Raw genomic sequence first — 24670 nt, forward strand, 5'->3', positions numbered from 1 at the left:
ACTCACAGGGTAGTGTCATCGTCTGTTGGCCCACAGGAGGGCAACCGCCGGGCCGGTCCCACCGGCCGCCACGGAACGGAAATGACGATGACGATTCTGCAACGCAGCCGGACCACGGTCGCCCGCGCTGTCCTCGGTGACGACGGGTATCGACGCGCATTGCGCATCCTCAACGACAGACGACAGCGGCCTCGCGTCGGCAAGGTCCGGTTCGGTGACCTCCGGCGCGTCGAGCCGATCTGCCGCGAGTACGGGTACGCCCGCGGTCGGCCCGTCGACCGATACTACGTGGAGAGTTTCCTTGCGGCGCATGGTGACCTGATCACCGGGAATGTGCTGGAGATCGGCGAACGAACCTACACCGAGACCTTCGGAAACAGCGTGACGCGATCGGACATGCTGCACGTCGATGACGTCACGGATGCCACCTACGTCGCGGATCTGACCGATGCGCCGCAGGTGCCGAGCAACACCTACGACTGCATCATCATGACGCAGACGCTGCAGTTCATCTACGACACCAAAGCCGCGCTGCGCACCATCTACCGAATCCTCAAGCCGGGCGGGGTACTACTGTGCACCGCCCCTGGAATCAGCCAGATCGGCGACCCGGTGTGGAACTCCACCTGGTACTGGTCGTTCACCGAGTTGTCGGCGAGGCGGCTGTTCGGCTCGGTGTTCCCGCCGGGCGCCGTCGACGTCCGCACGTTCGGCAACGTACTGGCCGCCACCTCGTTCCTCCAGGGCATCTCCGACCGGGAACTGCGTCGTAGCGAACTGGATGTGATCGACCCCGAATACCCCGTCATCGTCACGATGGTGGCCCGGACGGCCGATGCCGGACAGCGCCGGTCCGTAGCCGGAGGCAATGGCACTTCGCCTGTCTCACAGGAGCTTCCGAGCGAACAACCCGGAATGGACTTCCTCCGCGACGTCAGTGACGACATCGCGATCTGGGATAGCCGGGCCGGGGTACTACCGGACGGCGAGGTCGACGCGGATTGCCTGTACGTGAGCAAGGTGCTCGAACACCATTGGGACTGGCGCCGGATCCTCGGTGATGCGGTGCGCTCATTCGGCAAACGCATGGTGCTCGTGATCTCGATTCCCCTCGGCGACAGCGAGTTGCGACTCGATGACGAGCAGCCGACGCCGGTCTTGCAGCTTCCGCGGGAAGAACTCCTGAGCCATCTCGCCGGGATGACCGTGCATGAAGAACTCGTCGACACTCCCGGCGGCACGGGAACGACGACCGTTCTCCATGTGGAGAAGTAGCGACATACGGTGGGCGCTCAAGGTGCGGGCCCGCCGATGGCGGCGACGCGGTGGGGTGCTGATGTATCACCGCATCTGCGCGGAGGTCTGCGACCCGTGGGCCATCTGCGTGACCCCGGAAGCGTTTGCCGAACAGATGGCCGTGCTCGCCGACGCACGTGCAGCGGTCGATCTCGGTGCGTTTGCCGACGAAACGGCGTACACGCGGGCAGGCCGGCAGATCGCGGTCACCTTCGACGACGGGTACGTCGACAACATGACCGCCGCTTTGCCGGTGCTGGAACGGTACGAGATCCCCGCCACCTTGTTCCTCGTCGGCCGGGCCGTGGGCCGCACCCGTGAATTCTGGTGGGACGCGGTGGATCGTGCCGTGCTGCACGACGCGGCTCTCCCCGAGGTTCTCCACTTCCCTTTCGGCAGCGGACCGCAGACGTACACCCTGCACGAGGCAGCCGGCGCCACCGTCGCGAATGCTGGGTGGCGGGCCGACGGGCACGACCGACCGACCCCGCGCCAACAGCTCTTCCGGACGCTCTGGGACGCCATCGTCGTCTTGGAGCCCGCCGAGCAGGACGCGGCGGTCGATCACCTCCTGGCGTGGGCGGGACGGCCCGTCGAGGCGCCCGCGGCACGTCGGCCGATGGACCCCGAACAGTTCGCACGATTCGCCGCGCACCCGCTGATCACCGTCGGCAGTCACACGCTTGACCATGCGTCGCTGACCGATCTGGCTCCGGAGATGCAGACCGAGCAGATCGTGGAGGGTCATCGGCGGGTGGCGGAACTCGCCGACAGTCAGGTCACCCGGTTCTCCTACCCGTTCGGTCGCTTCGATCGCAGCGCGATCCGCACCGTCGGCGAACTCGGAGTCGAACTGGCCTGCACCAGCGTTCCCCTGCCCGCCACCCTTGCCGACGACCGGCGGGTCCTACCGCGACTGCACGCGACCGACATGGACGGCGACCGATTCGCGAGGTGGTTGCGCGACGACCACCGCCTGCTCGCCGCGCCGTAGCTCAACGCCACCGTCGCGACAGCGGGTCAGACCGGCAGTCGTCCGCCGCTGGACCGACGGAGGTCAGCGAACGCCCGGATCGATGTCGAGGTGGCGGTCGCGACCGGTCGGGTCTCCGCGCTCCCGTCCGAGGCCACTTCCGACTTCGACACCATCACCACGTTGTCGATGTAGGGCTGGATCGTGCTCGTGTTCTGCACCGTGGCCACGATGACGAGTTGGAAACCGAACTTGCGGAACGCCGACAGCGCCTGCTGGGCGAACTGGGGGTCCGATTTCGAGAACGCCTCGTCCAGCATCAGTTGTGCGAAGATCGGCCGATTGTCGGAGCCGTCCGGACTCGCCAGGTTGAAGCTCAACGCGCCCGCCAGGCAGAACGCCATCAGCTTCTCCTGCTCGCCGCCCGAGTTGTCGCCGGCGTTGCTGTAGGTGCGGATCGTCGCCCCCGTGACAGCGTCGTGTTCCTCGCAGTAGAAGTCGAAACGGTTGCGCACGTCGAGGGCGTCGCGCGTCCATTGGCGATCCTCCGGGGTCACCCCGGCCAGTCGCTCCCGCAACTGCAGGATGTCGGTGTACTGCTCCAGGATCGCCTGCTCGTCGCCGAAGCTGACCGCGGTTGTGCGCTGCGAGATCTGGCGTGCGCGCTCGGTGAGGTCGGCGACCGCGGAGAGATTCTTGCGCCCGGGATGCAACCGGAGCCGTGTCCCGCTGTTGAAGGCCACCGCACCCAAACCGGTGTTGACGCGCTCGATCTGTTCGACGATGCGTCGTTCCTCTGCGTCGGCGGCCATGTGCAGGTTGAGAATCGCGCCGGGCGCCTGCTCGGTGATCAACCGTCGCATGCGCTCGTAGGCCGCCGGTAGTTCCCGCTCGTCGATCCGGCGACTCACCGCGACGTAGTCGTGGACCCGCTCGTCGAGGTCATCGCTGTCGTTGGGGACGGCGTCCGGGAACTCCTCGTCGTAGGAGTCGAGGATCCGGGCCAGTTCGTCGCGGGAGCGCCGCGCGTCGGCGCGCATCCGATCGCGATCCTTGGCCACCAGCTTGAGCAGCTCCTGCCGATACGGTTCGGGAGCGAGCACATCCAGCGTCGCACCGGACTCCTCACGAAACGCGTCCAGCGACTGCTGCGCCTGCTCGGCGATGTCCTCGGGCGCAAGACGGTCGACCAGCTCGAGCAGCTCGGTGCGCCTGCGGTCATGTCCGGCGATCTTGTCGCGCACGAGCGCGGCCTGGGAGATCGCGGCTCGCACCTGATCCCAGAGATCGTCGGCCTTACGCTGCAACGCGTCGGCGTCGGGATGCTCGTCCATCAGCAGCTCGTACTGTTGGGTGAGCTGGTCGACGCGGTCGTCGGCGGAGTCGGTGTCGATCTCACTCCACTGGGTGAACTGTTCACACACCCGCCGATAGGCATCGCGCCGCCGCTGTTTGTCGGTCCGGTCGAGCTCCAGGGTGGTGCTCGCCTCACGGGCGGCATCATGGGCTCGCTGCTCGTCGTCGAGTTCCGCCTGCAGTGCCTCGATCTTGGCTGCCACGTCCCCGACGAAGATGTGCTGGGACGGTCGCAGCGACTGCCGGTCATCCTTCACCGCCAGCTTCGCCGAGTCCTTCCGCAAGCCGCGATCCGTGACCGCCTTGGCGTGATCGGCGAAGTCCGTCGGCGAATCGACGCAGACATAATTGCCCAGTCGGGCGAGGATGGCCATCGCCTCCGCCGAGCACGGGTGCGCCGGATCGACTTCCTGCAGCGTCGCGCCGAGCGTCCCCGCGTCGGCGATGGGTGCCGCCCGGTTCTCCGCCCGGTGCAACTGGATTCGGCCCCGCATGTCGTGCGAGTTGACGAATCGGAGAGCGGCGCGAAAATGGGTGTCCGGCACAAGGAGCCGGAGTCCTGCTGTGCGCAGCACCTTCTCCACCGCGAGTCGCCATCGTTCCTGCCCCGGGCGCAGTTCGACGAGTTCGGCGACGTACCGGAGTTCGGACTCGTCGACCTGCAATCCACGCGCTACGGCCCGGCGCATCTCGTGCTCGGCTCGGGGCAGGGCCGAACCGGCCTGCCGCACCCGGTCGAGCTCGTCGCGCGCCGCGTCGCGTTGGGTGCGTGCGGCAACCTCGCGCGCCAGCGCGTCGGCGTAGTGCGCCTTGCCGGCCTCGAGTTGCCCGTCGATCCGGGTCGCCTCCTCCATCAGGTGCTCACGCAGCGACCAGAACTGTTCGGCATCGTCGGGGAGATCGAAGTCCAGCGCGGCGATCTTGTCTTCGTACGTACTGCGTCGGGTGGCGACGTCGCCGGCCGACCGGCGCGCGGTCGAGAGCTGTTCCTGCAGCGGCGCGAGGTCGCCGGTGGAGGTGGCGATTCGCGACAGCAGATGGCTGTGATCCTGCCGGAGCTGATCGTGCTGCGCGGTGAGGGCGGCGAGATCGGTGTCGAGCCTGGCGATCTGATCGTCGAGGTCGGCGATCTCGGGCTCGGCGGTGTGTCGACGGAGATTGTTGAGATACGCGCGAACGGCTGCGGTGTCGATCGTGTCGAGCACCGAGAACGTCGCCGACTCCGCGGCGTAGCGTTCCTGTATCTCCTCGATGTTGCCGAGGAGGGTCCGTTTGCGACGCGCCACATCGAGCAGCTCCCGCGCCTCGACCAGCGGATCGATCTGTTCGAGTGCGTCCTTGATGCCCACCACGCTGCTCGGTTCGTCCAGCATGAACTCCCGCACGAACTGGGCCAGCCCGCCAACGCTCTTGAGGGACTTGGCCTTTCCCAGAAGCTGTTGTGCCGCATCGGAACCACGGATACCGATGAGTGAGTACAGGGAAGCCAGGTACTTGCCCTCCCCCGGTCCGCCCCGCCATCCCAGATCGCGGAAGACAGCGGAGTTGTGGTTGGTCCGTGCCCACTCGTTGCACACGTCGACGATGTCGGTGTCACCGTCACGGATGTAGTACGCGCTGTGCGCGTCGGTCATCTTGCCGGCCGCGAGCCACTTGAGAACCAATCCGGTGATCGCCGCGCCCGATGTGGACGTGTACGTGACCGCGATCGCCGCCCACGCCGGACCCGTCCCCCGCAGGTACATGATCTCGCGCTGCGTGCCGGCACTGTCGCGACGCTCACCCCATGCGCCGCGCACATACTTTCCGACAGTCCTTTTTCCACTGGCCGACCCGGCCGCGGTGGCGTCGCCGGATGCGTTGAAGTTCCGACGGTGATCGGGCAGGAATGCCAGCGAAATGGCATCCAGCAGTGACGACTTCCCGCTTCCGGACGATCCCGTGATGAGCGATCCGCTCGCGCTGAACGGGATCGAGTGATACCCGTCGAACACGCCCCAGTTGATCAGCTGCAGCCGTGAGAGGTGGTACTGGTCGACCGGAGCGTTCACCAATCGTCTCCTTCATCGTCGATGCCGTCGTGGTCCTCGTCGCGGCCCGCGGCCGACTCCCTTCCGGCGGGATCGGGGGGCACGTCGCCGGACCCGACGAATTGTTCGAACTGTCGTTGTAGATCGGTGATCACGGAGGCGGTCATGACTGCGGAGATGACGGGGCTGACCGTGAAGGTGTCGGGATCGTCGCGGTGCTTGCGGAGGAACTCGATCTCTTCGAGCTTGTCGATGGCGCGGCCGATGCGTTTGTCGAACAGGGCCAGGTCGCGGTCGATGGTGTTGGTGACGCCGGCGAAGAGCTCGTGGATCTCCTCGCGGGTGATGATGACGTGCTCGTCGCGGGAGGCTCGCACGTGTTTTGCGAGGTGGAGCGCCAGGATTGCATCGTAGGTGTGGACCGTTTCACGTCTGAGGATCCTTCGGCCCCAACGCGAGTCGTATCCCGCCTGTTCCACATAGGCGACCTCGACTTCATCGACGATCCGGAGCCGTAGGTCGAGTTCGGAGAGACGTACGCGAAGGGCGTCCTGATATTCCAGGACCCAGGCCCAGAGCTGCGGTTGGCGGTCCCCGCTCACGTAGCGCCGGGTGAGGAGGTTCTGCAGCGCCCAGCACGCCCGATCGGGCAGGGCGCTGACATCGCCGTCGAATCGCGGTGCGTCTGCGGACTGTTCGAGTCCGGCCTTCTCGACCGCCGGAAGCGCGTCGAAGCCGGCGTAGTCCTCGGAAGGTCGGGCATCGCCGGGGTCATGGCCCTTGTCGGAGTCGGTTTCGGTGTTCACAGCGTGTCGACCTCCGCCGTCGGAATCGGTTCGGTGAATGTCAATGCGGGTACCTCGATGGCTCGGTCCTCCCCTTCCAGCGACCGGAACCGCACCGTCGTGAGGGCGCGATCTGCCGTCGTGTTCTCGTGGTCCGATCCGCCGGGTTGGGCCACCGCCCACGACCACAGCACGATCACATGGGCCAGATACGGCTCATCGAGTCGACCGACCAGCTCCGGCAGCGTCACCGGCCCCGTCTGAACGGCGGTGTTGACGGTCTCGGTGAGTTCGACCGTGTCGACCTGTCCGGCCAGCGATGCGAACGATCTCAGGTCGGCATTGCCGGTGGCGGGTACTGCCTGCGCCGCGGGTGCCCGATCGCGAATCTCGAAGGCCAGTCGGCCGATCGAGGTCACCTCCGGCGTGGCCAGGGGCAACTCGTAGGAGATCCGCCGGTCGGACAACGACGACTTGAGCAACTCGTGCGCGGTGGCGAGGGCCTCGTTGAGCTGCCGTGCGACCCCCCGGCTCTGTTCGAGTGTCCCGGACGCGACGAAGCGTCGGATGCGGCGTGCGCATCGTTGGCGGGTGCGGCCGACCTCGGCGATCTGCTGGGTGACCAGCTCGACGAAATTGTCCATCACCGCCCTCAGCCCGCCATCGATACCGGGCAACTGCGCGGTGACGGTGGCGATGTCGGTGACGAGGCGTTCGCGTTTGACGGGGTCCTGGATCATGTTGGTGAAGGCGTGATAGGACGCGCTCTGCGACGACTCGAGCAACGCCTCGTAGTCGTCGAACATCTGCCGCTGACGATCGCGATAGGCCAGATCGGAGTCGTGAGGATCGTCGAGCAGCGCTGTGGTGATCCGGTCGAGCATCGCGCCGTACTGTCCGATGTCGGACACGATCTGTTCCATCTGATAGGCGATCGCTCGGGCTTCGTCCTCGGCGAATCGCAGGTCGGGAGGGCGCCGCAGCCCCGCGTCCAGCTCGGCGAGTTCGGCGTCGAGCTCCGTGATCTGGTGCTCGATCTCGTCCCGGATCTGCCCGGGGTCGTCGGAGACCTGGCCGGCCACCCGTCGCAGCCCGGCAGCGATGCCGACGATGGAGCCTCCGGTGGCGACACTGTCAGCACGGCGCAGGCGCCGGACATAGTCGAGGACAGAGCGTGCCTCGGCGGTGAGCAGGCAGACATTGCGGCCGGTGGTGGTGTTCGGATCGGTGATCCGGTGCAGCCATCCCTGCTTGGCCCACAGTTTGATCAGCTCGAGTCCGCCGGCCTGGTCGCCGACGCCGAGTTCGGCGAGATCTCGTTCGAGCCGCACCGCGAGATCTGTCTCCGACCGTCGGGTCCCGAAGTCCAGATGGCGCTCCATCAGCGTCACGTACAGCGACGAGTTCGTCGCCGCGAACAGGCGGACGGCTGCCGAGCGCTGGATCGATCGGTTGGCCTCCCACGCCTGCGTCAGCGTGGACTGCTCTGTGTTCTCCATCGCCGCCTCACCGTGTGTTCGTCATCGCCGCCTGGGGTCACAGGGACAAGAGGACCCGAGGTAGTCTGCCATGCCCGCGGAGGACCACCACGGCCGTGTCGTCTGCCGGGGTCGCCGGTCGGGCTCGGGGCAGGTCGCCCGGCCCGGTGGTCACCACCGGTCGTTCAGAGCGGCAGGCGTCCAGACCGGCCACCGGGCGTCACCGACGAGGATGCCACCGGTGAACTCGGCCACCACCGTGGGTGCGACGGCTGATGCGTTGTCGTACACGGTGGCCTCGTCGACACGTCCGATGGCGTCGACGACCAGCGGCCACAATCGCCGGTACCGCGACCGGATCTTGGTCTCGGGTACCCGATGACCGCCCGCGGCGACTCGGTGCCGCACGCGCAGCACCGAGATGTCCTCGGGTACGAGCAGGACATGCAGGACGACGACGAATCCACGGTCGTGTGCGCGGTCGATGAGATCGAGTTTCGACGGATGGGAGAACACCGTCTCGGCGATGAACGACCGGCCGTCGGCGATCAGACGGTCCCGTGTGGCGGCCGCCGCCCTCGCCGCGTCGTACGACCGTGACTCGGCCTCCCCGGGCCAGCGTTGCCGAGCGATCAGGTCGGCGTTGACGAACACGCTGCGCGGGAGCAGTGGCCCCAGGGTCAGCTCGACGAACGTCGACTTTCCCGCCCCGTTGGGGCCGATCACCAGGTCGAGTCGCCTCACTCGGGCTCGACGACGCGCGTCGTGCCGTCGGGGCGATACTCGACGACGCGACCCTCGTCGTCGAGGGCGACCGTGGTGACGCCCCGTGCGGCGAGAGTGCCGCGATAGTCGGCGTCGGCCAGACTCTCCGAGATCCGCGCCCGCATCTCGGCGTTGAACGCGCGGCCCTCGTCATCGCTGAGATCCGCCACCGAACGGGTTCCGCCGAGGGCGGCCTGTACCTTCGCCACTCCGGCGGTCTCGTAGCCGGTCACGGCTCGGCCGACCCGCGCCCAGTGCTCGAGTTGCTGGCGCCCGGTGCGCTGTTGTCGACGGCCCTCGGTGATCGCGCTGTCGACCAGGTCGGCGTCGAACCGGGTCACCTTGTCGGTGGAACGTGGCATCACGGACTCCTCGTGTAGCAATCTGCTACCAGGGTAGCTCCTTGCTACGGCAGGTCGCCAGCCGCGGCATCCGGGGCCGGCGAAGTCGCGGCCTCAGGTTTCACCTCGACGATCTGCACGAGGTTCCCGCACGTATCGTCGAAGACGGCCATGACGGCAGTTCCGATGTCGGTCGGCGCCTGGGTGAACACGACACCGAGTTCGGTCAGACGCGCATGCTCCGCAGCTGCGTCGTCGACGGCGAGTTGGATCAACGGAATCCCGTCCGCCACCAGCGCATCGCGATAGGGGCCCACGGCGGGATGGCCGGCTGGTTCGAGGAGCAGTTCGGGTCCGCCGGGCGACTCCGGGGAGACCACAGTCAGCCATGCGGCGTCCCCGAGGGGGATGTCGTGGTGCTTCTGGAAGCCCAGCACCTCGGTGTAGAACTCCAACGCCTTGCGCTGATCGTCCACGAAGACACTGGTCAGTTCGATTCGCATGGGCTCATTCCTTTCTGTTGGTCTCGCCGCTTGATGGCGCGTCGTCGGGTGGCCACCGCCGCGTGATCTCCCGGAGTGGGCCCGGGGTGAAGTAGTGGAATTTGGTGCGGCCGCGTCGCTCGGTCGCGATGAGGCCGGCTGCCTCGAGGGTGGCGAGGTGCTGCGAGATGGCTTGTCGGGTGAGCGTTACACCGTGGTGCATCGCAAGCGACGAGCAGATCTCGAACAGGCTCTGGCCGTCGCGCGCCGCCAACTCGTCGAGGACGAGGCGCCTCGTCTCGTCGTCCAGCGCGCGGAACACATCGGCCACCCGCTGACTATATGCAAGTAAGTACTTGCATATCAAGCACGGGCACCCACGTCGTCTCTACGATGGGCCACGTGGTGATGGCAGATCGTCCCGAGGTGCAGACGGCGTCTGGTCCAATGACCGCCCTGACCGTGGTGGGGCTGGCCGAAAGCCTGGTGAACGGACTCGCACGCGTGCCGCTGCGGCGACCGTGGGAGGGTCCGGGCGGGTTGCTGGACAATCTCGGCCAATCTGTGACGCGCCAGGTCGTCCGGTCCTTCATGGGCTATTCGATGGGTCTGCCCATCGAGGAGTTCCGGTCGATGGAGAAGGTCCTCGACGACATCTGCCAGGCCGTGATGCCGCCGTTCATCGCATTGAGTGACGGCGTCGAGATCACCAGCGACACGGTCGGTGGTGTGCCCGGTCTCTGGTGCCGCGCCAAGGCGAGTTCCGATGCGTACGTCGACGACGCCGACGACAAGCAGGCCATCGGCGCCACCATCCTGTACCTGCACGGCGGTGGCTACATCGGCACCTCCCCGATCATGTACACCGCCTTCGCAGCAGCGTTGGTGAAGCACACGGGATACGAAGTGTTCATCGCGGACTACCGGATGGCCCCGGAGTTCCCGTTCCCGGCGGGTGTACTCGATGCTGCAGCCGTCTACCGCGGGTTGCTCGAACGGGGTGTTGCACCGTCGCACCTGGTGGTGGCCGGCGACTCCGGCGGGGGCGGGCTGGCCACCTCACTGATGTCCCAACTGCAGGCCGAGGCTATGCCGAAACCGGCTGCGGTGGCGTTGTTCTCGCCGGAGGTCGACCTCGACCTGGACCGCCCGTCGATCACCGACAACGCGCAGCTCGACATCCTGCCGTGGAACGTGCCGGTGGCGCCGTACCTGCACGGGGTGCAACCGAACGACTCCCGTGTGTCAGCGGTGTACGCCGAGCTCGACCCGGACTGGTTTCCGCCGACGTTCGTGTGCTGGGGTGCCGACGAGATGTTCCGCGACGGCATCCAGGCGTTCGCCGCCGCGCTCGAGGTGGCCGGCGTGCGCGTCTACGCCATGGAGGAGTACGGGATGTTCCACGTGTTCCCCATCCTGATGCCCTGGGCCGAACCCTCCCGACGGGTGTTCCGGGCACTCCATGAGTTGGCAGGCCGGCACATCACCGCCGATCCCGATGCCGAACAGACACACTGATCTCCATCCGGGTGAATGAATTCCGGGCTCCCGATGCTCGCACGGGCACTTCTCCCTGGTGCTTCGTCGTAGCCTCACCACATGTCGATGAGTCGCCTGCTGATCCTCGCCGTGAGTGCCGTCGCGACGACGGCGTTGATCACCGGATGCGCCGACGACACCGATGACGGGGCGTCGGAGACGGTTCCGATCTCGGGCCCGACCAGCGCGACCCAGACGAGTGCGTCCCAGCCGAGTCCCGCGGCCACCGCGACCCCGGTGGGCACGGCAATCATCGAGGTCACCGGGGAAGGCGCAGTGGACCTGACCTATCGCATCAACGGTGGCGCCGAGCAGACCGAGCAGGGCGTGATATTGCCCTGGGAGAAGACATATTCCGTATATCCGGAATTGGAGACGTCGGTGACGGTCGAGTCGGGCGCCCGGACCGTCGGCTGCACGATCACGATGGGTCAGCATCTCGTGGCCTTCGAGAACGAGCCCAGTCCGACATGTGGGTTCGCCTAACGGGGTTGACCCCTGGGCCGCGCGGGATGATGCCGCACCCACGGCGCGGACTGTGGCGGTTACCCCACCGTTACCGACATCCCGAAGGGGTTGCGATCACGAGCCGAGGGCACAGGGACTCCGACAACCGGATAGCGTCGGTTTCCGGAGGTGGTCAGGGTGGCTCGTCATCCATCGTCAGACCCGTTGTGGCTCTTCGGTGATCAGCTCGGGCGGCACATCCACTCGGCGCCCGGCAATGAGGAGCGGGAGGTCGTCCTCATCGAGTCGTCGGCAGCGTTCGGACGGCGCGGAGGGCATCGTCAGAAGGCGCACCTGCTGCTCTCCGGGATTCGTCATCTGGCTTTCGAGCTCGGTGACCGCGCCGAGTTGTGGCAAGCCGCCGGGTACCGCGACGCCCTGGTCGAACTCGGGCGACCGGTCGTGGTGCACGAACCGTCGTCCCGGGCTGCATCGGAGTTCGTCCATCGGCTCGCCGACGAGGGGCTGGTGTCGGAGATACTTCCGAATCCGTCGTTCGCGCTGTCTCGAGACGACTTCACCGCGTGGGCGGGTGATGCCGAACGGTTCCGGATGGAGGACTTCTACCGCTTTCAGCGCCGACGGTTCGGCATCCTGATGGACGGTGACCGCCCGACCGGCGGAGCGTGGAACTTCGACCGCGACAACCGGGAACCCCCGCCCCGACGCGATACGTTGGGGGTACCCGACCCATGGTGGCCCAGCGAGGACGACATCGACGAGCAGGTGCGCGCCGACCTCGATGACCTGGATGTCGCGTTCGTCGGCGAGGACGGCCCCCGGCTGTTCGCGGTCACCCACGACGAGGCCCAGAACGCATTGCGGCACTTCATCGATCATCGACTCGCCACCTTCGGCCGTTGGGAGGACGCGATTCTTGGTGCGGACTGGGCGATGTCACATTCGCTGCTGTCGGTGCCGTTGAATCTGTCACTGCTGAGCCCCATCGACGTGGTCGAGGCGGCCGAGGACGCGGTTCGCGCCGATGCCGTCGACCTCGCCGCCGCGGAGGGATTCATCCGGCAGATTCTGGGATGGCGCGAGTTCGTCTGGCACCTGTACTGGCACTTCGGCCCGGACTACACCACGCAGAACCGTCTCGACGCCCATGTGCCGCTACCCCGCTGGTTTCGGGAGCTGGACGCAGACGCTGTGGACGCCCGGTGTCTGTCCGACGCGCTCGGCGGCGTACGCGACCGTGGCTGGGTGCACCACATCCCTCGCCTGATGGTATTGGGCAGCCACGCCCTACAGCGCGGATACGACCCGGCAGAACTGACCGAGTGGTTCCGAGCGACCTTCGTCGACGGATTCGACTGGGTGATGCCTGTCAACGTGATCGGGATGAGTCAGCACGCTGACGGCGGCGCGATGGCCACCAAGCCGTACACCTCGGGCGGCGCGTACATCTCGAAGATGTCGGACCTGTGCCGGTCGTGCGCGTTCGACCCGAAAAAGCGCCTGGGTGAGGACGCGTGCCCGTTCACCGCGGGGTACTGGGCGTTCACCTACCGCCACCGGGAGCTGCTCCGGTCCAATCACCGCACCGCGCGGGCGGTCTCGTCGATGTCCCGGCTCGAGGACCTCGACGCCGTCGTGGAGCAGGAGCGTCACCGCGAGTCGTTCTGACGGGTGGTCACACCAGTGGCCGCCCGAGTCGGCATCGCAACCGGACATCCCACAGCAGTGCCCGGAATCCCATCTGCGACAGCCATAGTGGTTGGCGCCGTTCGCGATCGACGTATCGCTGGACGTAGCCGTCGAACCATTCCTGGTCGGCGTCGGTCCACTCCACGCGCAAGGCGTCCCGGAATGCCTGGGGCAGATAACCGATGGTGCGCCGATACTTGACGGGTCCATAGCGCTTCTGGATCTCGGGGTGGGCATACCCGAAGTTCGCGATGTCGAGCAGGAAGTCTCGGACCTCGTCGCTGATCTGGATCTTCGCGACCTGCTCGTCCCAGTAGCCCTGGAACTTGTCGCGGTCGGCCGGCCACATCTCGGCCGGCATCTGCAAGGTCGTACCGCAGACCTTGCCCTGTTGGTAGAAGGTCTCCCGGTCCGGCCCGGTCAGGGGGCCGTGCACGCGTTCGTAGATGTCCTCCCAGCCGTAGTAGAGGCAGGCGGCGACCCACAGCTGCAGGCGCGGATCCATCGCGTTGTACTCAACCGGACTCTCGGCGTCCGATCGCACCTGGACGTGTTGGCGGTTGACCGCCTGACGGAAGCGTCGCCGGTCGTCGGCGGTGCCCATGGCGGCCACCGCCAGATACGACGCCGTGGTGCGGGCGCGTTTCACCGGGTGTCGGTCGAGCCGTCCGCTCTCGACGGTGCTGCGCGCCACCCCGTATCCCACGGCCGGATTGGCCAGCTGCATGATCACGTTGGCCGTGCTCATCGTCTGCCCCATGGACAGCAGGGACTGGGCGAAAAGGCTGCTGTCGATGGCGTCCATCTCCGCCCGCGACATCCGTTCGGTGTGGGTGCTCATTGTCCCACCTCATTCTGACTACGCATGTCGTCAGAATAGCGGACCGACGTTCCCGGGTCCACCGCCTGCTGCGCGCGATGGTCGAGGTGTGGAGACGAAGAACACCATTCACCTGCTGTTTGCGTGGGTAGCCTGGACGTGTCGATGAGGACAACCGGACGAGGTGCGCCGTACCCGGACTGCGACAAGACGGCGCCTGGAGGTTCGGAAAGGTCATGTCGTGGATCGTCTTGGTGGTATCCGGTGTGTTGGAGGCCGTGTGGGCCACCGCATTGGGTAGATCCGAGGGTTTCAGCAAACTCACACCGACCGTGGTGTTCGGTGTGGCCCTGGTGTTGTCGATGGCGGGGCTCGCGTATGCGATGCGCGACCTGCCGACCGGTACCGCATACGCGGTCTGGGTGGGCATCGGCGCTTCGCTGACGGTCATCTTCGCGATGGTCTCGGGCGCCGAGACCGCATCTCTGCTCAAGGTCGGCCTGATTCTGACGATCGTCGCATCGGTGGTCGGCCTGAAGCTGGCGCACTGACGCCCGGGAAGCGGCGACACATCGGCAACAATGGTCGGTGTGACCACGCGACGACAGATCGCCGATGTCAGGGTGCGCTTTCGCGCGACCTCTCACGCGGCATTCGATTATCTCAGCGATCCACGCAACCGCCCACACTGGCAGTCGTCGCTGCGTGCCATCGACGAGCTCTGCGAACCCGGCGATCGTCGCGGAGACGTGGGGACGAGCTGGATTGATCGCACCGTGGTACCGGGGGTCTCGCCGCGACTGGAAGTGGTCGACTGTCAACCCGGCGTTCGTTGGAGCGAGGTCGGTGGCTGGAACGTCGTCGATGCCCTGCTGACGCTGTCGTTCACCGACGTCGACGGGGACACGGAGGTCCGCGCTCAGGCATACCTCACGGTTCCGAGCGTTGTCGGTCCCGCCGTTCTCGCACTACGGCTGCTCACGCCCGGCGCGTTGCGGCACGATCTGCGTCGGGCCGCGGCACTGCTCGCAGCCGACGCCCCGAGCGCATGATCAGCGCACGGGATCCGGTTCGAAGCAGATCCGGATCGGTCGGATGACCGCGCGGTGTGTGATCCCGTCGTCGTCGAGTATCCACACGGTCGCGTTGATGTGCCCGGGTGAGATCTGTTGACCCGTCAAGTGCAAGACGGCCGGCCGCTCCCCGACGTACACCGGCCGGACGAACCGGGTGTCGCAGGCGGTGATTCGGTTGCCGTTGTGGTGCGCCCAACGCTGGGCGTACTTCAGGACCAGGGCGATCAGCAGAAAGCCGTGGGCCACCGGCGCGGCGAGGCCCGCGGCGTGGGCCGCCGCCGGGTCGATGTGGATCGCATTGGTGTCGCCGGATGCGCGCGCATACCGCCGGACCCGGTCGAGCGTGAGAATCTCTTCGACATCCCAGAGCGGTGCCGAACCGAGCCGGTGGCCCAGAACGTCACTCATGGCGAGGCCCCCGTCGAGCGGAAGACGAGCGTCGACGTGGTGTCGGCGATCGGAGGCCCTTCGCCCTCGGCGAAGATGTCGCTTCGGATGTCGACCTGGGTGGCCCCGGCCCGATGGCGGACGTGCGTCACGGTCAGCACCCCGGAGAGCCGGTCACCCCGCCGGGGTGGCCGGTGCAGGTGCACCGACTCCGCGGTGTGGACGAGTCCGTCGCGCGGCACGACACCGGAATCCATTGCCTGATGGGCGAGTTCGACACTGATGCGGAAGATGACGGAGAGTGGGCATGGGTCCTGACCGTCATCGACGACGTCGACGAACGATGCGATGAGCTCGTCGTCGACCGCAACCGCGCCGGGTGTCCGGAACGCCATACCCGCGACCAGCTCTGTTGCCATGATTCACGTTAGCGAATCGGCGTAATGTTGCCAACAAAGACTGTCGGCGCGCAGTGGGTGATCGTTCAGCCGTCCTGACCGTTGGGCACGACCAGGGAGTGGTCGAAGGCGTACACGATCGCCGCGGCACGGTCCCGCAGGTCGAGTTTGGTGAAGATGTGGTTGACGTGACTCTTCACCGTGACCTCCGAGATGAACAGCCGGCCACCGATCTCGGCATTCGTGTGCCCGCGGGCCATGAGTTTCAGCACCTCGATCTCGCGTTCGGTGAGCGGATGGTCCGTACCATCCGGCGTCGGCGGCGCGGAGCGCCGAAAGCCGTGCAGCACACGGGCGGTCACCGCCGGATCGAGGAACGCACCGTCGGCGACGACGGCGCGTACCGCCCAGATCAACGACTCGGCGGGCGAATCCTTCAGGATGAAGCCCGCCGCACCGGCGCGCAGCGCGCCCGACAGCAACTGATCGTCGTCGAAGGTGGTCAGCACCAGCACGGGTGGTGGTTCCGCGAGGCGGCGCACCGACGCCGTGGCAGTGATGCCGTCCACGTGTCGCATCCGCAGGTCCATCAGCACGATGTCGGGCGAACAACTTGCCACCGCGGTCACGACCTCACCTCCGTCGCCGCACTCCCCCACGATCTCGAATCCGTCTCGCACCCGGAGGATTCGACGCAGACCGGTTCTCACCAGTTCCTGGTCGTCGACCAGCAGCACCCGGATCGGTGATGCGCTGAGCGGCAGAGGGTGGGTCGATGTCATCAGACCGCCGCCTCCGCGTGTCGCGGGTCCGGTGGGAAGCTGGCACGGACCACCCACGAATCGCTGTTGCCGGTGGCATCCACCACCCCGCCGAGCAATCGCGCCCGCTGCTTCATCCCTTCGATTCCGGAGCCGTCGGTGCCCAGGCGAACGCTGGGCGTGTAGGGATTCCGCACGGAGAGGGTGACCGCATCCTCTGCGCGCAGGGTGACCGAGGCTTCCGGGTTCGGCGCATGCTTGACGACATTGGCCAGGGACTCCTGTGCGATCCGATAGAGTGCCGTCCCCACCGGTGCCGGGACGGCGGCGACGTCACCGATGATGTCGAGGGTGACGATCAGCCCCGCCCGGCGGTACTCCTCGACCAGCTTCTCGACATCACACACCCCCGGCGTGGGCGCTGCGTCCGCGTCGTCGGTGCCGAGGACCTTGACGATATAGCGGATCTCGGTCATCGCCTGTCGGCCCAGCCGCTCGGCGTCTTCCAGGGCTTCGAGGGCGTCGCCGCGGTCGCCGTCCTCGAGCGCCCGGCGCGCACCGGTCACGTTGAGCATGGTGATCGACAAGGAGTGGGCGATCACGTCGTGGACCTCACGTGCGATCCGTCGTCGTTCATCGAGCGCCGCGCGATCCGCACGGACCCTTTGGTCGCGGACTTCGTTCTGCGACAGCAACTTCTGATAGAGCATCATGTAACCGACGAGCCAGCCACACAGGACGGCCAGCAGCGCGGCGGCCGGCGACTCCAGATGATCGGTCGCGGCCGCGACGACGATCACGCAGATCGACAGCGCAGCCACGCCCAGGCTTGCGCGCAGCGACTCCATTGCTGCCGCGATGGCGGTGGTCAGTGCGAGAAACAGCGGGGCGATATCGAGCGGGACCGGATCCATCAGCATGAGCCCGGTCGACACCGAGGCCAGAATGGTGCACGGTAACTTGCTCTGCAACTTGAGATCGAGCAGCAACGACAGCAGCGCGACCGCTGCGCCCCACAAGACCCACCAGGGTGGCGCGATCGGCAGCCGCTGAATCACCGCTACGACGATGATCACGAACGAACCGGACACCGTCACCACCGGATAGAGCAGCGGATATCCGTCACCCGCCAGTTCCATCCGGCTGCGCAACCACCTGATCGCCGACCTCACCGGTACAACGATAGGCGGTTCACGTGGCCGTTCATCGCATTCTGGGTGGATGCCGACCTCCACCCGGGGGTGGAGGCGGATTCCGTCCTCGGCACGGAGATCGGAGTGGGGTCGCCCGCCTAGCGTCGTCTGTGTGATCAGCAGTTCCGGCTACTCGAGGTGAGGGTTACGACGATGAACGGACTTGCGCTTTCAGGCAGATGGTATCCCGTGCCCGTGGACGACTTGCCGCACGGCATCGTCGTGGTGGGCTACAGCGGTACGTCGTCCTCGCGTGATGCTGCTCTGGCACAGGCTGATTCAGCCGACCCGAGCTGCCGCATCGCGCTGGTCATGGCGATCGAGCCACCGCGTTCACCGCGCTCGGACACATTCTTGCACGATGAGCTGAAGTCGGAGGCGTACCTGCTCTCCGACGGCGCGATCGTCGACGAGCAGCTGCGGCACGCAAGAGAATTGGTGGCACGGCGAACGACCGCGGCGGTGACGGGTGAGGCCATCGTCGCGGACCCGGTTCGGGCGCTCGTCGGTGCGGTGGCGCGTCATCGGGCGACCGCGGTTGTCGTCGGCATGCGCAAGTCCCGCCCGACCGGTCAGGTGCGACGGATCGCGCGTGAGCTTCCCGACGGGGTCGACCTCTTCGCCACCGATGGTCTGCACCATGTCCGGCTGGCAACGCGGTCGGCGGTATCGGAGCGGAGGCGTAGCCCGATCCTGCGACCAGTTGCCGGACCGGCAGGCGCATGACCACACCATCGGGTCACGGGTTGGTCATCCGCCACGCCGTGGGGCTCACCCCGAACCGATCATGGAAGCGGTGGGCGAAATGGGTGGGGTCGGCGAAACAGAATCTGCGGGCGACGGCAGCGACCGAGAGGTGACGCTCGGTCAGCAGCGTCTGGGCGGCAGTTTCGAGGCGCAGTGTGATGATGTGATCCTGCAATCGGATACCGGTCGCCTCCCAGTGTTTGTACAACGACCGCACGGAGACATTGTGGGCCCGTGCGATCGTCGCGGCGGACAACTCGGGGTCGGTGAGGTGCACCTCGATGTGGCGCCGGACGCGAGGTATGAGGGCGGTGGGATCTGAGTCGGGTACGGCAGCCGTCGGGTTCCCCGCGGTCGTGTCTGCGGCGTCGATGATCAGTGCACGGGTCAGTTGATTGGCGGTCGCATTCAGTTCGGTCAGAAGAGCAGGCTCACGGAGGGCCACCGTTCGTAGTTCGCCGAGGAACGACCGGTAGAGCCGATAGTGCGCATGCGTCGGACGTAGGGTCATCGCCGCCCTCCGGATCGACGACGGTGGAAGATTCAGCTGGTTCGCCTCCACGAAGATCACCACAGCCGATCCACGGTCCGATCGACGAAAGTCGAACGGGCACGCCGGATCGACGATGATCAGGGAGGCCTCGTCCGACGTCGACTCGATGGTCACTCCGTGGTGCCGGTGCGTCCACGCACCCGCTGATATCGCGGCCACGGCCACCCGGTCGTAAGGCTGTTGCGCGAGGCGTGCCGCGCTGGTCGACACCGCAACCGGATCGGATGCGACGTCCATGAGGGACGTGCCGTCGCCGATCTGCCAACTGCTGACCGTCGCATGGAATCCGCGATGCCGCATCAACGGTGTCACGGTCGCGGTGGGCGCTCCGCCGGCAGTGATCAACGCGGTGCGCAGGTCGTCGGACAGGCCCGGGGACACACGCCCTTCGGTGTCGAGCAGCAACCCCATCGTCGTCCCGCCGTGTCACTCGGCCCCGGGCGTCGAACCGAGACGCCGGGTGTTCAACTGGCGCCAGGTTCGCGGCGACAGACCGTACATGAGCCGGAAGCGCCGACTGAAATGAGAGTCGTTGGCGAAGCCGCAGCGCCGGGCGATGGCTCTGATCGGGAAGGCGAGCATGTCGGGGTGTGCGAGTTCGTCGCGGGCGCGTTCGAGGCGTTCGGCGATGATCCATTGTTCGAGGCTGAAATCGGCGGCGGAGCACAGCTTGAACAGGTGGCGCTGCGAGATCCCATGGGCCGCGGCGACCGACGCCGGTCCGAGCCGGGGGTCCGAGAGGTGCCGTCGGACATAGGACCGGATTCTCGGTAGGAGCATCTCCGCCATCGCGCCGCGCGCATAGTCGACGTCGTAGGCCGACGCCAGCAGGGTGCGGACCAGATCGATGTTGGCCTCCCCCAACGTCTGCGCCGCGTCGGAGACGCTCAGGGCGTCCGCACGGACGGTGAGCTCGTTGATGTGGGTGACGACCATCTGATGGATCGGACTGGCGGCGAGTCGATCTGCCGCGGTGCGGATGACCTCGTGTGGCAAGCCGACCGCCTCCACGGGCACGTGGAGACATCGGGAGGCACCGGGGAGCGTGCCCTTCAACTCGTAGTCGTAGGTCGAGTTCAGGTCCATGAGCATGAGTTCGTTCGGACGCGCGTAGCGTTGGGTCCCGAACTGCTCTTGCTTGCCGATGCGGTTCTCGTGCACCGCGATCGCCAGCATCTCCCCTGGCCCCGACCGGATCTGATTCGTCGTCCGGACGAGCCTGAACCCGGTCATCTCGGCGCGGAAGATCCTGGTGTCGCCGTAGGTCCACACGTCCATCCGCGAGGCCACCTGTTCGGCGTTCTCCAGTTCGACCGTCGACGGCACCGATTGCTCCTGCATCGCGGCGCAGGTCGCCTCGACCCGGTCCGATGGATGGAGCACGTCGGTATTGAAGACCATGACCATGTCAGTACGCCATCTCGTCAGTCCACCTCAGCGCCGCTCGTCGGATGGTCGATCTGCGCGCCGTTCCTCCGCGGAGATCCGCTGCCAATCACGTGGTGATACCCCATAGGCTGCCGTGAACTCCTCGATGAAGTCGGACGTGTTCCCGAAGCCCCATCGTCGCGACTGTTCGGGATGCCACCCGGATGCCTGACGCGCCAGTGTGTGGTGCGCCAGCCGGAGACGCTCCGCGACGATCCACCTGTCGAGGTCGAACTGGGTGGACGACGAGAGATCCCGGATCTGGGCCGTGGACACACCCAGATTATCCGCGATCATCCTCGCCGACAGGTCGAGATCGCGCAGATGGCTGCGGACGAAGTCCATGACCATTCGTGTCAGTGCTTCCGGGGGCGGGGCGCTCTCGGTCATCACGTGGGTGTGATCGGCCCGACCGCCCCGAGCGGATCACTCAGGCGCCGGCGGCGGCCAGCACGATCGCCGACACGGCGTCGGGTCGCGAGACGAGCGACGCGTGCCCCGCATCGATCTGGGCAGTGCGGCCGGGTGCGGCTCGCGATGCCATGAAGCGCTGCAAAGCAGGCGGGATGACCCGGTCCTGGCCGGAGATCAGGTACCAACTAGGAACTTTCCGCCATGACGGGTCACCCGAGGGCTCGAGATTCGCCACCAGCGCGGCCGACTTCTGATGGGCGTACATGTCCGCGGCCGTGGCGGCGTCGACATCCTGCGCGAAGATCTCGTGGAAGTAGGGTTCGGCGATGTAGCCGTCGACGTTCTTGCCGCCGGGTACGGTCGCGTCGTCGACGATCTTCAGTTGCAGCGCCGGCGGAAGTAGCCGACTACCGGGGTAGGTCAACGGATTCAGCAAGCCCTGGACGAACTCTCCGCGCTCCGGCGCGAAGGCGGCGATGTAGACGTTCGCGACCACATCGGGGTCGTGCGTATTGGTGATGACCGCGCCACCGTAGGAGTGTCCGACCAGCACGATCGGACCGGTGATGGTCGCGAGCTGCTTCTCCAGCAAGGCCGAATCGTGAGCCGGTCCACGCAGAGGGTTGTCGAAGGTCTGGACCGGATAGCCGGCGGCGGTGAGTGTCGCAGCGACGTCCCGCCATCCCGACGAGTCGGCGAACGCCCCATGGACGAGGACAATCGTCGGCCTTGGTTCGACGGCACCCGCAGGCGCGGACACGCCGAAGAGACCGAGCACGATGCCGACGACGATGAACGCTCCGAGTAGAACACTGCGGCCCGGGCGGTTTCGCGAGAAGGAGGACATCACCGAATCCCTTTCATGTGTGCGGGACTCAACGTTATGGTGCGGACATCGTCCCGACCTGGTGCACGGTGCACGAGACTGTTCTGTGCGTGCACCATTCGTGACTGTCGATTTACGAATGCGACGCGTGGTGCCACCGTGCTCTGTGAGGACAGAACTGTGCACGCTGGGCCAGCGTGCCGGACGGCGGCGCCACTAGGGTGCGATCCCACAGACCATGCGCCGAGACGGTCTCGGAGCCTGCGCACCCGCCCGCCGCGGGGATCGGAGCACAACATGACACCCTCGCCGCCGGACACGGTCGTACTCGTCCATGGCCTCTGGATGACCCCGCGAAGCTGGGAGAACTGGGTCGCCTACTACGAGAGCAAAAAATTGCGCGTCCTCACTCCCGCCTATCCGGGATTCGAGGTGGAGGTCGAGGCCCTTCGCGCCGATCCGCAAGTGATCGCCGACGCCACCGTCGACGACACGGTGGACCATCTCGCCGGAATCATCGACGAACTGCCGTCGCCGCCCATCATCATCGGCCACTCGTTCGGCGGCACGCTGACCCAACTACTCGTCGACCGCGGACTGGGTGCGGCCGCGGTCGTGGTCGACTCGGCCCCGACAGAAGGGGTGCTGGTCAATCCGCCCTCGCAGCTCAAGTCGCTCTTCCCGATCCTCAAGAATCCCGGCAACAGACACAAGGCCGCGGGTTTCACTGCCGAGGAGTTCCACTACTCGTTCACGAACACCCTCACCGCCGAGGAATCGCTCGCCGTCTACGAGCGCTACGCCATCCCGGCGCCGGGATCGTGGGTGTGGCGATACGGGGTGTTCGCCAATCTGACCCCACGCCATCTGGAGACCGCCGTCGACTACTCGCGTGACGATCGCGCGCCATTGCTGTTCATCGCCGGCGGAGCCGATCACATCATGCCGCCGTCGGTCAACAAGTCGAACGCCCGGAAGTATCGGAAATCGAAGGCGGTCACGGACTATCACGAGTTCCCGGGTAGGTCGCACTGGACATGTGCCGAGCCCGGTTGGGAGCAGGTCGCCGACTACGCGCTGGACTGGGCGATGGAACAGGTGACCGGCGCAGCCCCGACGGGTCCGACCCGCCTGGTCGAATAGCTTCCCGTCGCCGGCCGAGTCCGCCTGCCGCTGGCCGAGTCCCCCAACCGCTGGTCGAGTCCCCCCGCCGCTGGTCGAGTAGCTGCGAGCCGCTAGGCGAGCAGTGTATCGAGACCTCTTGAGCGGCACTAGATCTCGATACGGCCCTCGCCTAGTACTACAGCCGTAGATCGCGGTTGGTGGGAATGCTGCGGCGTGTTTGCGCAGTTCAGAGCGGTTGTCGGGGCATGATTCAGAATTTGTGACGAAACCAAATACGCCCACGACAACCGCGGATTTGAGCCTAAACCATGACCGGTGGCGGGCTGGGCTCGACGCGCTGATCGATACCATCGCGCCGCGGTTCGCCCGCCATGACGCCGCCCGTAACGCGGGCGCGTTCCTGCTGTCGGTGCTCTCGGCGTTGGAGACCAAGAACTGTTGGACGATGGCGGAGATGGCCGGGCACGCCAGCCCGGACAGGTTGCAACATCTGCTGTCTCGCGCCAAGTGGGAGGCCGACGATCTGCGTGAAGATCTACAGCGCATGGTCATCGACGGTCTCGGCACCGAGCACGCGGTCCTGGTCGTCGATGAGACCGGCGATCTGAAGAAGGGCACCAACACCGTTGGAGTGCAACGCCAGTACACCGGAACCGCCGGACGGATCGAAAACAGTCAGGTCGCGGTGTATCTGACCTATGCCACCCGCTCCGGACATGCCCTGATCGACCGCGCCCTGTATCTGCCCGAGTCCTGGACTGACGACCCCGACCGTTGCGCCGCCGCCAAAGTGCCCGCAGATGTCGGATTTGCCACCAAACCTGTGCTGGCCGCACAGCTGATCACCCGAGCCCTCACCGCCGGTATCGCGGCCGACTGGGTGGCCGGCGACGAGGTATACGGCCACGACCCGAAGCTGCGAAGTATGCTTGCCGCCAACAGGATCGGCTATGTGTTGACCGTCGGGTGTCACCGTCAAGTCATCGTCGACGACTACTACATCCGGGCCGACGATCTGGCAGAAACGGTACCCGAGCGCGCCTGGAAACGACTCTCGGCCGGTGACGGCGCCAAGGGGCAGCGCTGGTATTCCTGGGCGCGCGTCAGGGTCTACGAACCGGATCTACCCGGTCATCACTGGATGCTGATCCGCCGCAACGACACCACCGGCGAACTGGCCTACCACCGCTGCCACCATCCCCGGCAGGTGTCGCTGGCCGCGCTGGTCGCAGTCGCCGGGCGACGCTGGACGGTGGAGGAATCCTTCCAATCCAGCAAGGGGCTGACCGGTCTGGATCAGCACCAGGTCCGCACCTGGACGTCGTGGCATCGCTGGACCATCCTGGTCATGCTCGCCCACGCCTTTCTGACCATCACGACCGTCGCTGAACGAGCCCGCGAAACCCCTGACCCCACACTGATTCGATTAAGCGTGAACGAGTTTCGACGACTACTCATCGCCCTGATCCTGACGCCCCTGCACACCAGCACACGACTGCTCGACTGGTCACGATGGCGAAGACAACACCAGCAACGAGCCCGACAATGCCACCAAAACCGCAGGTCAAAACCACACTAGACCCGATCTACGGCTGTAGTACTAGCGGCTCGGCCCTACTAATGGGAGCTACTGGGTCTGGTCGTGAGTTTGGGTCAGACTTGGTGTTGGTGGCTGCTGCTGGGTGAGCACTCGTGCCTACGGAACCGTTGATGGCGAGTTCTGGATCGAGACCGTGCCCC

General features: G+C 66.3%; 26 protein-coding genes and 1 riboswitch. Of the genes, 10 read left to right on the forward strand and 16 right to left on the reverse strand.

Going from position 1 to position 24670, the window contains the following annotated elements; all coding sequences use genetic code 11:
- Positions 1–87: 87 nt before the first annotated feature.
- Complete coding sequence (locus V1Y59_RS19725) at positions 88–1275, forward strand: methyltransferase domain-containing protein (protein ID WP_330506748.1); 1188 nt, start codon at positions 88–90, stop codon at positions 1273–1275.
- On the forward strand, positions 1262–2290 hold the full coding sequence (locus V1Y59_RS19730) for a polysaccharide deacetylase family protein (RefSeq protein WP_330506749.1): 1029 nt from the start codon (positions 1262–1264) through the stop codon (positions 2288–2290). Before V1Y59_RS19725 ends, V1Y59_RS19730 begins: the two co-directional genes overlap by 14 nt.
- A gap of 26 nt (positions 2291–2316) precedes the next feature.
- Here the strand turns inward: V1Y59_RS19730 and V1Y59_RS19735 are convergent, their stop codons facing one another.
- The 7 genes from V1Y59_RS19735 to V1Y59_RS19765 form a co-directional block, all read right to left on the reverse strand.
- Positions 2317–5676, reverse strand: a complete 3360-nt coding sequence (locus V1Y59_RS19735) for an ATP-binding protein (protein ID WP_330506750.1) — start codon at positions 5674–5676, stop codon at positions 2317–2319.
- Positions 5673–6461, reverse strand: a complete 789-nt coding sequence (locus V1Y59_RS19740; RefSeq protein WP_330506751.1) for a DUF4194 domain-containing protein — start codon at positions 6459–6461, stop codon at positions 5673–5675. Before V1Y59_RS19740 ends, V1Y59_RS19735 begins: the two co-directional genes overlap by 4 nt.
- Positions 6458–7939, reverse strand: coding sequence for a DUF3375 domain-containing protein (locus V1Y59_RS19745; RefSeq protein ID WP_330506752.1), 1482 nt, complete (start codon positions 7937–7939; stop codon positions 6458–6460). The genes V1Y59_RS19740 and V1Y59_RS19745 overlap by 4 nt, the downstream gene beginning before the upstream one ends.
- 150 nt (positions 7940–8089) lie before the next feature.
- Positions 8090–8662 (reverse strand): ATPase, encoded by a 573-nt coding sequence (locus V1Y59_RS19750; RefSeq protein WP_330506753.1) that lies wholly within the window; start codon positions 8660–8662, stop codon positions 8090–8092.
- Entirely contained in the window at positions 8659–9045 is a 387-nt protein-coding gene (locus V1Y59_RS19755) for a TA system antitoxin ParD family protein (protein ID WP_330506754.1), read from the reverse strand. The genes V1Y59_RS19750 and V1Y59_RS19755 overlap by 4 nt, the downstream gene beginning before the upstream one ends.
- 44 nt (positions 9046–9089) lie before the next feature.
- Complete coding sequence (locus tag V1Y59_RS19760; protein ID WP_330506755.1) at positions 9090–9527, reverse strand: VOC family protein; 438 nt, start codon at positions 9525–9527, stop codon at positions 9090–9092.
- 4 nt (positions 9528–9531) lie between these two features.
- Positions 9532–9837, reverse strand: a complete 306-nt coding sequence (locus V1Y59_RS19765; RefSeq protein WP_330506756.1) for an ArsR/SmtB family transcription factor — start codon at positions 9835–9837, stop codon at positions 9532–9534.
- Between the two features lie 71 nt (positions 9838–9908).
- Here V1Y59_RS19765 and V1Y59_RS19770 point away from each other — a divergent pair, with 71 nt between their 5' ends.
- The 3 genes from V1Y59_RS19770 to V1Y59_RS19780 all read left to right on the forward strand — a co-directional run bounded on the left by V1Y59_RS19770 (position 9909) and on the right by V1Y59_RS19780 (position 13181).
- The gene (locus V1Y59_RS19770; RefSeq protein ID WP_330506757.1) at positions 9909–11024 is read left to right on the forward strand and encodes an alpha/beta hydrolase; all 1116 of its coding nucleotides are present in this window, start codon (positions 9909–9911) and stop codon (positions 11022–11024) included.
- An 81-nt stretch (positions 11025–11105) separates the two neighbouring features.
- On the forward strand, positions 11106–11531 hold the full coding sequence (locus V1Y59_RS19775) for a hypothetical protein (RefSeq protein WP_330506758.1): 426 nt from the start codon (positions 11106–11108) through the stop codon (positions 11529–11531).
- Positions 11532–11690: 159 nt separating this feature from the next.
- Positions 11691–13181, forward strand: a complete 1491-nt coding sequence (locus tag V1Y59_RS19780; protein ID WP_330506759.1) for a cryptochrome/photolyase family protein — start codon at positions 11691–11693, stop codon at positions 13179–13181.
- A gap of 7 nt (positions 13182–13188) precedes the next feature.
- On the opposite strand, the gene V1Y59_RS19785 is transcribed toward V1Y59_RS19780, so the two are convergent.
- Entirely contained in the window at positions 13189–14043 is an 855-nt protein-coding gene (locus V1Y59_RS19785) for an oxygenase MpaB family protein (protein WP_330506760.1), read from the reverse strand.
- 135 nt (positions 14044–14178) lie between these two features.
- Positions 14179–14242: riboswitch (guanidine-III (ykkC-III) riboswitch) on the forward strand.
- A gap of 16 nt (positions 14243–14258) precedes the next feature.
- Between V1Y59_RS19785 and V1Y59_RS19790 the strand changes: the two genes are divergently transcribed.
- Positions 14259–14573 carry a DMT family transporter gene (locus V1Y59_RS19790; protein WP_330506761.1) on the forward strand — a complete coding sequence of 105 codons (315 nt, stop codon included), beginning with the start codon at positions 14259–14261 and terminating at the stop codon, positions 14571–14573.
- 39 nt (positions 14574–14612) lie between these two features.
- Positions 14613–15074: an SRPBCC family protein gene (locus tag V1Y59_RS19795; RefSeq protein WP_431309234.1), complete on the forward strand. Its 462-nt coding sequence runs from the start codon at positions 14613–14615 to the stop codon at positions 15072–15074.
- Here the strand turns inward: V1Y59_RS19795 and V1Y59_RS19800 are convergent, their stop codons facing one another.
- From V1Y59_RS19800 to V1Y59_RS19815, 4 genes are all read right to left on the reverse strand, one after another.
- Positions 15075–15506, reverse strand: coding sequence for a MaoC family dehydratase (locus V1Y59_RS19800; protein WP_330506763.1), 432 nt, complete (start codon positions 15504–15506; stop codon positions 15075–15077).
- Positions 15503–15904, reverse strand: a complete 402-nt coding sequence (locus V1Y59_RS19805) for a hypothetical protein (RefSeq protein ID WP_330506764.1) — start codon at positions 15902–15904, stop codon at positions 15503–15505. Before V1Y59_RS19805 ends, V1Y59_RS19800 begins: the two co-directional genes overlap by 4 nt.
- Positions 15905–15969: 65 nt before the next feature.
- On the reverse strand, positions 15970–16665 hold the full coding sequence (locus V1Y59_RS19810; RefSeq protein WP_330506765.1) for a response regulator transcription factor: 696 nt from the start codon (positions 16663–16665) through the stop codon (positions 15970–15972).
- Positions 16665–17816, reverse strand: coding sequence for a sensor histidine kinase (locus tag V1Y59_RS19815; protein WP_330506766.1), 1152 nt, complete (start codon positions 17814–17816; stop codon positions 16665–16667). The genes V1Y59_RS19810 and V1Y59_RS19815 overlap by 1 nt, the downstream gene beginning before the upstream one ends.
- Positions 17817–18032: 216 nt before the next feature.
- Between V1Y59_RS19815 and V1Y59_RS19820 the strand changes: the two genes are divergently transcribed.
- Entirely contained in the window at positions 18033–18563 is a 531-nt protein-coding gene (locus V1Y59_RS19820; RefSeq protein WP_330506767.1) for a universal stress protein, read from the forward strand.
- A gap of 13 nt (positions 18564–18576) precedes the next feature.
- Here V1Y59_RS19820 and V1Y59_RS19825 read toward each other — a convergent pair whose 3' ends face one another.
- From V1Y59_RS19825 to V1Y59_RS19840, 4 genes are read right to left on the reverse strand one after another with little or no spacing between them, the layout of a single operon-like run.
- Positions 18577–19548, reverse strand: a complete 972-nt coding sequence (locus V1Y59_RS19825) for an AraC family transcriptional regulator (RefSeq protein WP_330506768.1) — start codon at positions 19546–19548, stop codon at positions 18577–18579.
- Between the two features lie 15 nt (positions 19549–19563).
- The gene (locus V1Y59_RS19830; RefSeq protein ID WP_330506769.1) at positions 19564–20538 is read right to left on the reverse strand and encodes an AraC family transcriptional regulator; all 975 of its coding nucleotides are present in this window, start codon (positions 20536–20538) and stop codon (positions 19564–19566) included.
- Between the two features lie 33 nt (positions 20539–20571).
- The gene (locus V1Y59_RS19835; protein WP_330506770.1) at positions 20572–20955 is read right to left on the reverse strand and encodes a helix-turn-helix transcriptional regulator; all 384 of its coding nucleotides are present in this window, start codon (positions 20953–20955) and stop codon (positions 20572–20574) included.
- 40 nt (positions 20956–20995) lie between these two features.
- A complete protein-coding gene (locus V1Y59_RS19840; protein ID WP_330506771.1) occupies positions 20996–21826 on the reverse strand; it encodes an alpha/beta fold hydrolase in 831 nt (276 codons plus the stop codon).
- 276 nt (positions 21827–22102) lie between these two features.
- Here V1Y59_RS19840 and V1Y59_RS19845 point away from each other — a divergent pair, with 276 nt between their 5' ends.
- Both V1Y59_RS19845 and V1Y59_RS19850 read left to right on the forward strand, forming a co-directional pair.
- The gene (locus V1Y59_RS19845; protein ID WP_330506772.1) at positions 22103–22948 is read left to right on the forward strand and encodes an alpha/beta hydrolase; all 846 of its coding nucleotides are present in this window, start codon (positions 22103–22105) and stop codon (positions 22946–22948) included.
- A 322-nt stretch (positions 22949–23270) separates the two neighbouring features.
- Complete coding sequence (locus V1Y59_RS19850; protein ID WP_330506775.1) at positions 23271–24509, forward strand: IS701 family transposase; 1239 nt, start codon at positions 23271–23273, stop codon at positions 24507–24509.
- Positions 24510–24670: the final 161 nt, after the last annotated feature.

The organism is Gordonia prachuapensis (assembly GCF_036350515.1).
Classification (GTDB): domain Bacteria; phylum Actinomycetota; class Actinomycetes; order Mycobacteriales; family Mycobacteriaceae; genus Gordonia; species Gordonia prachuapensis.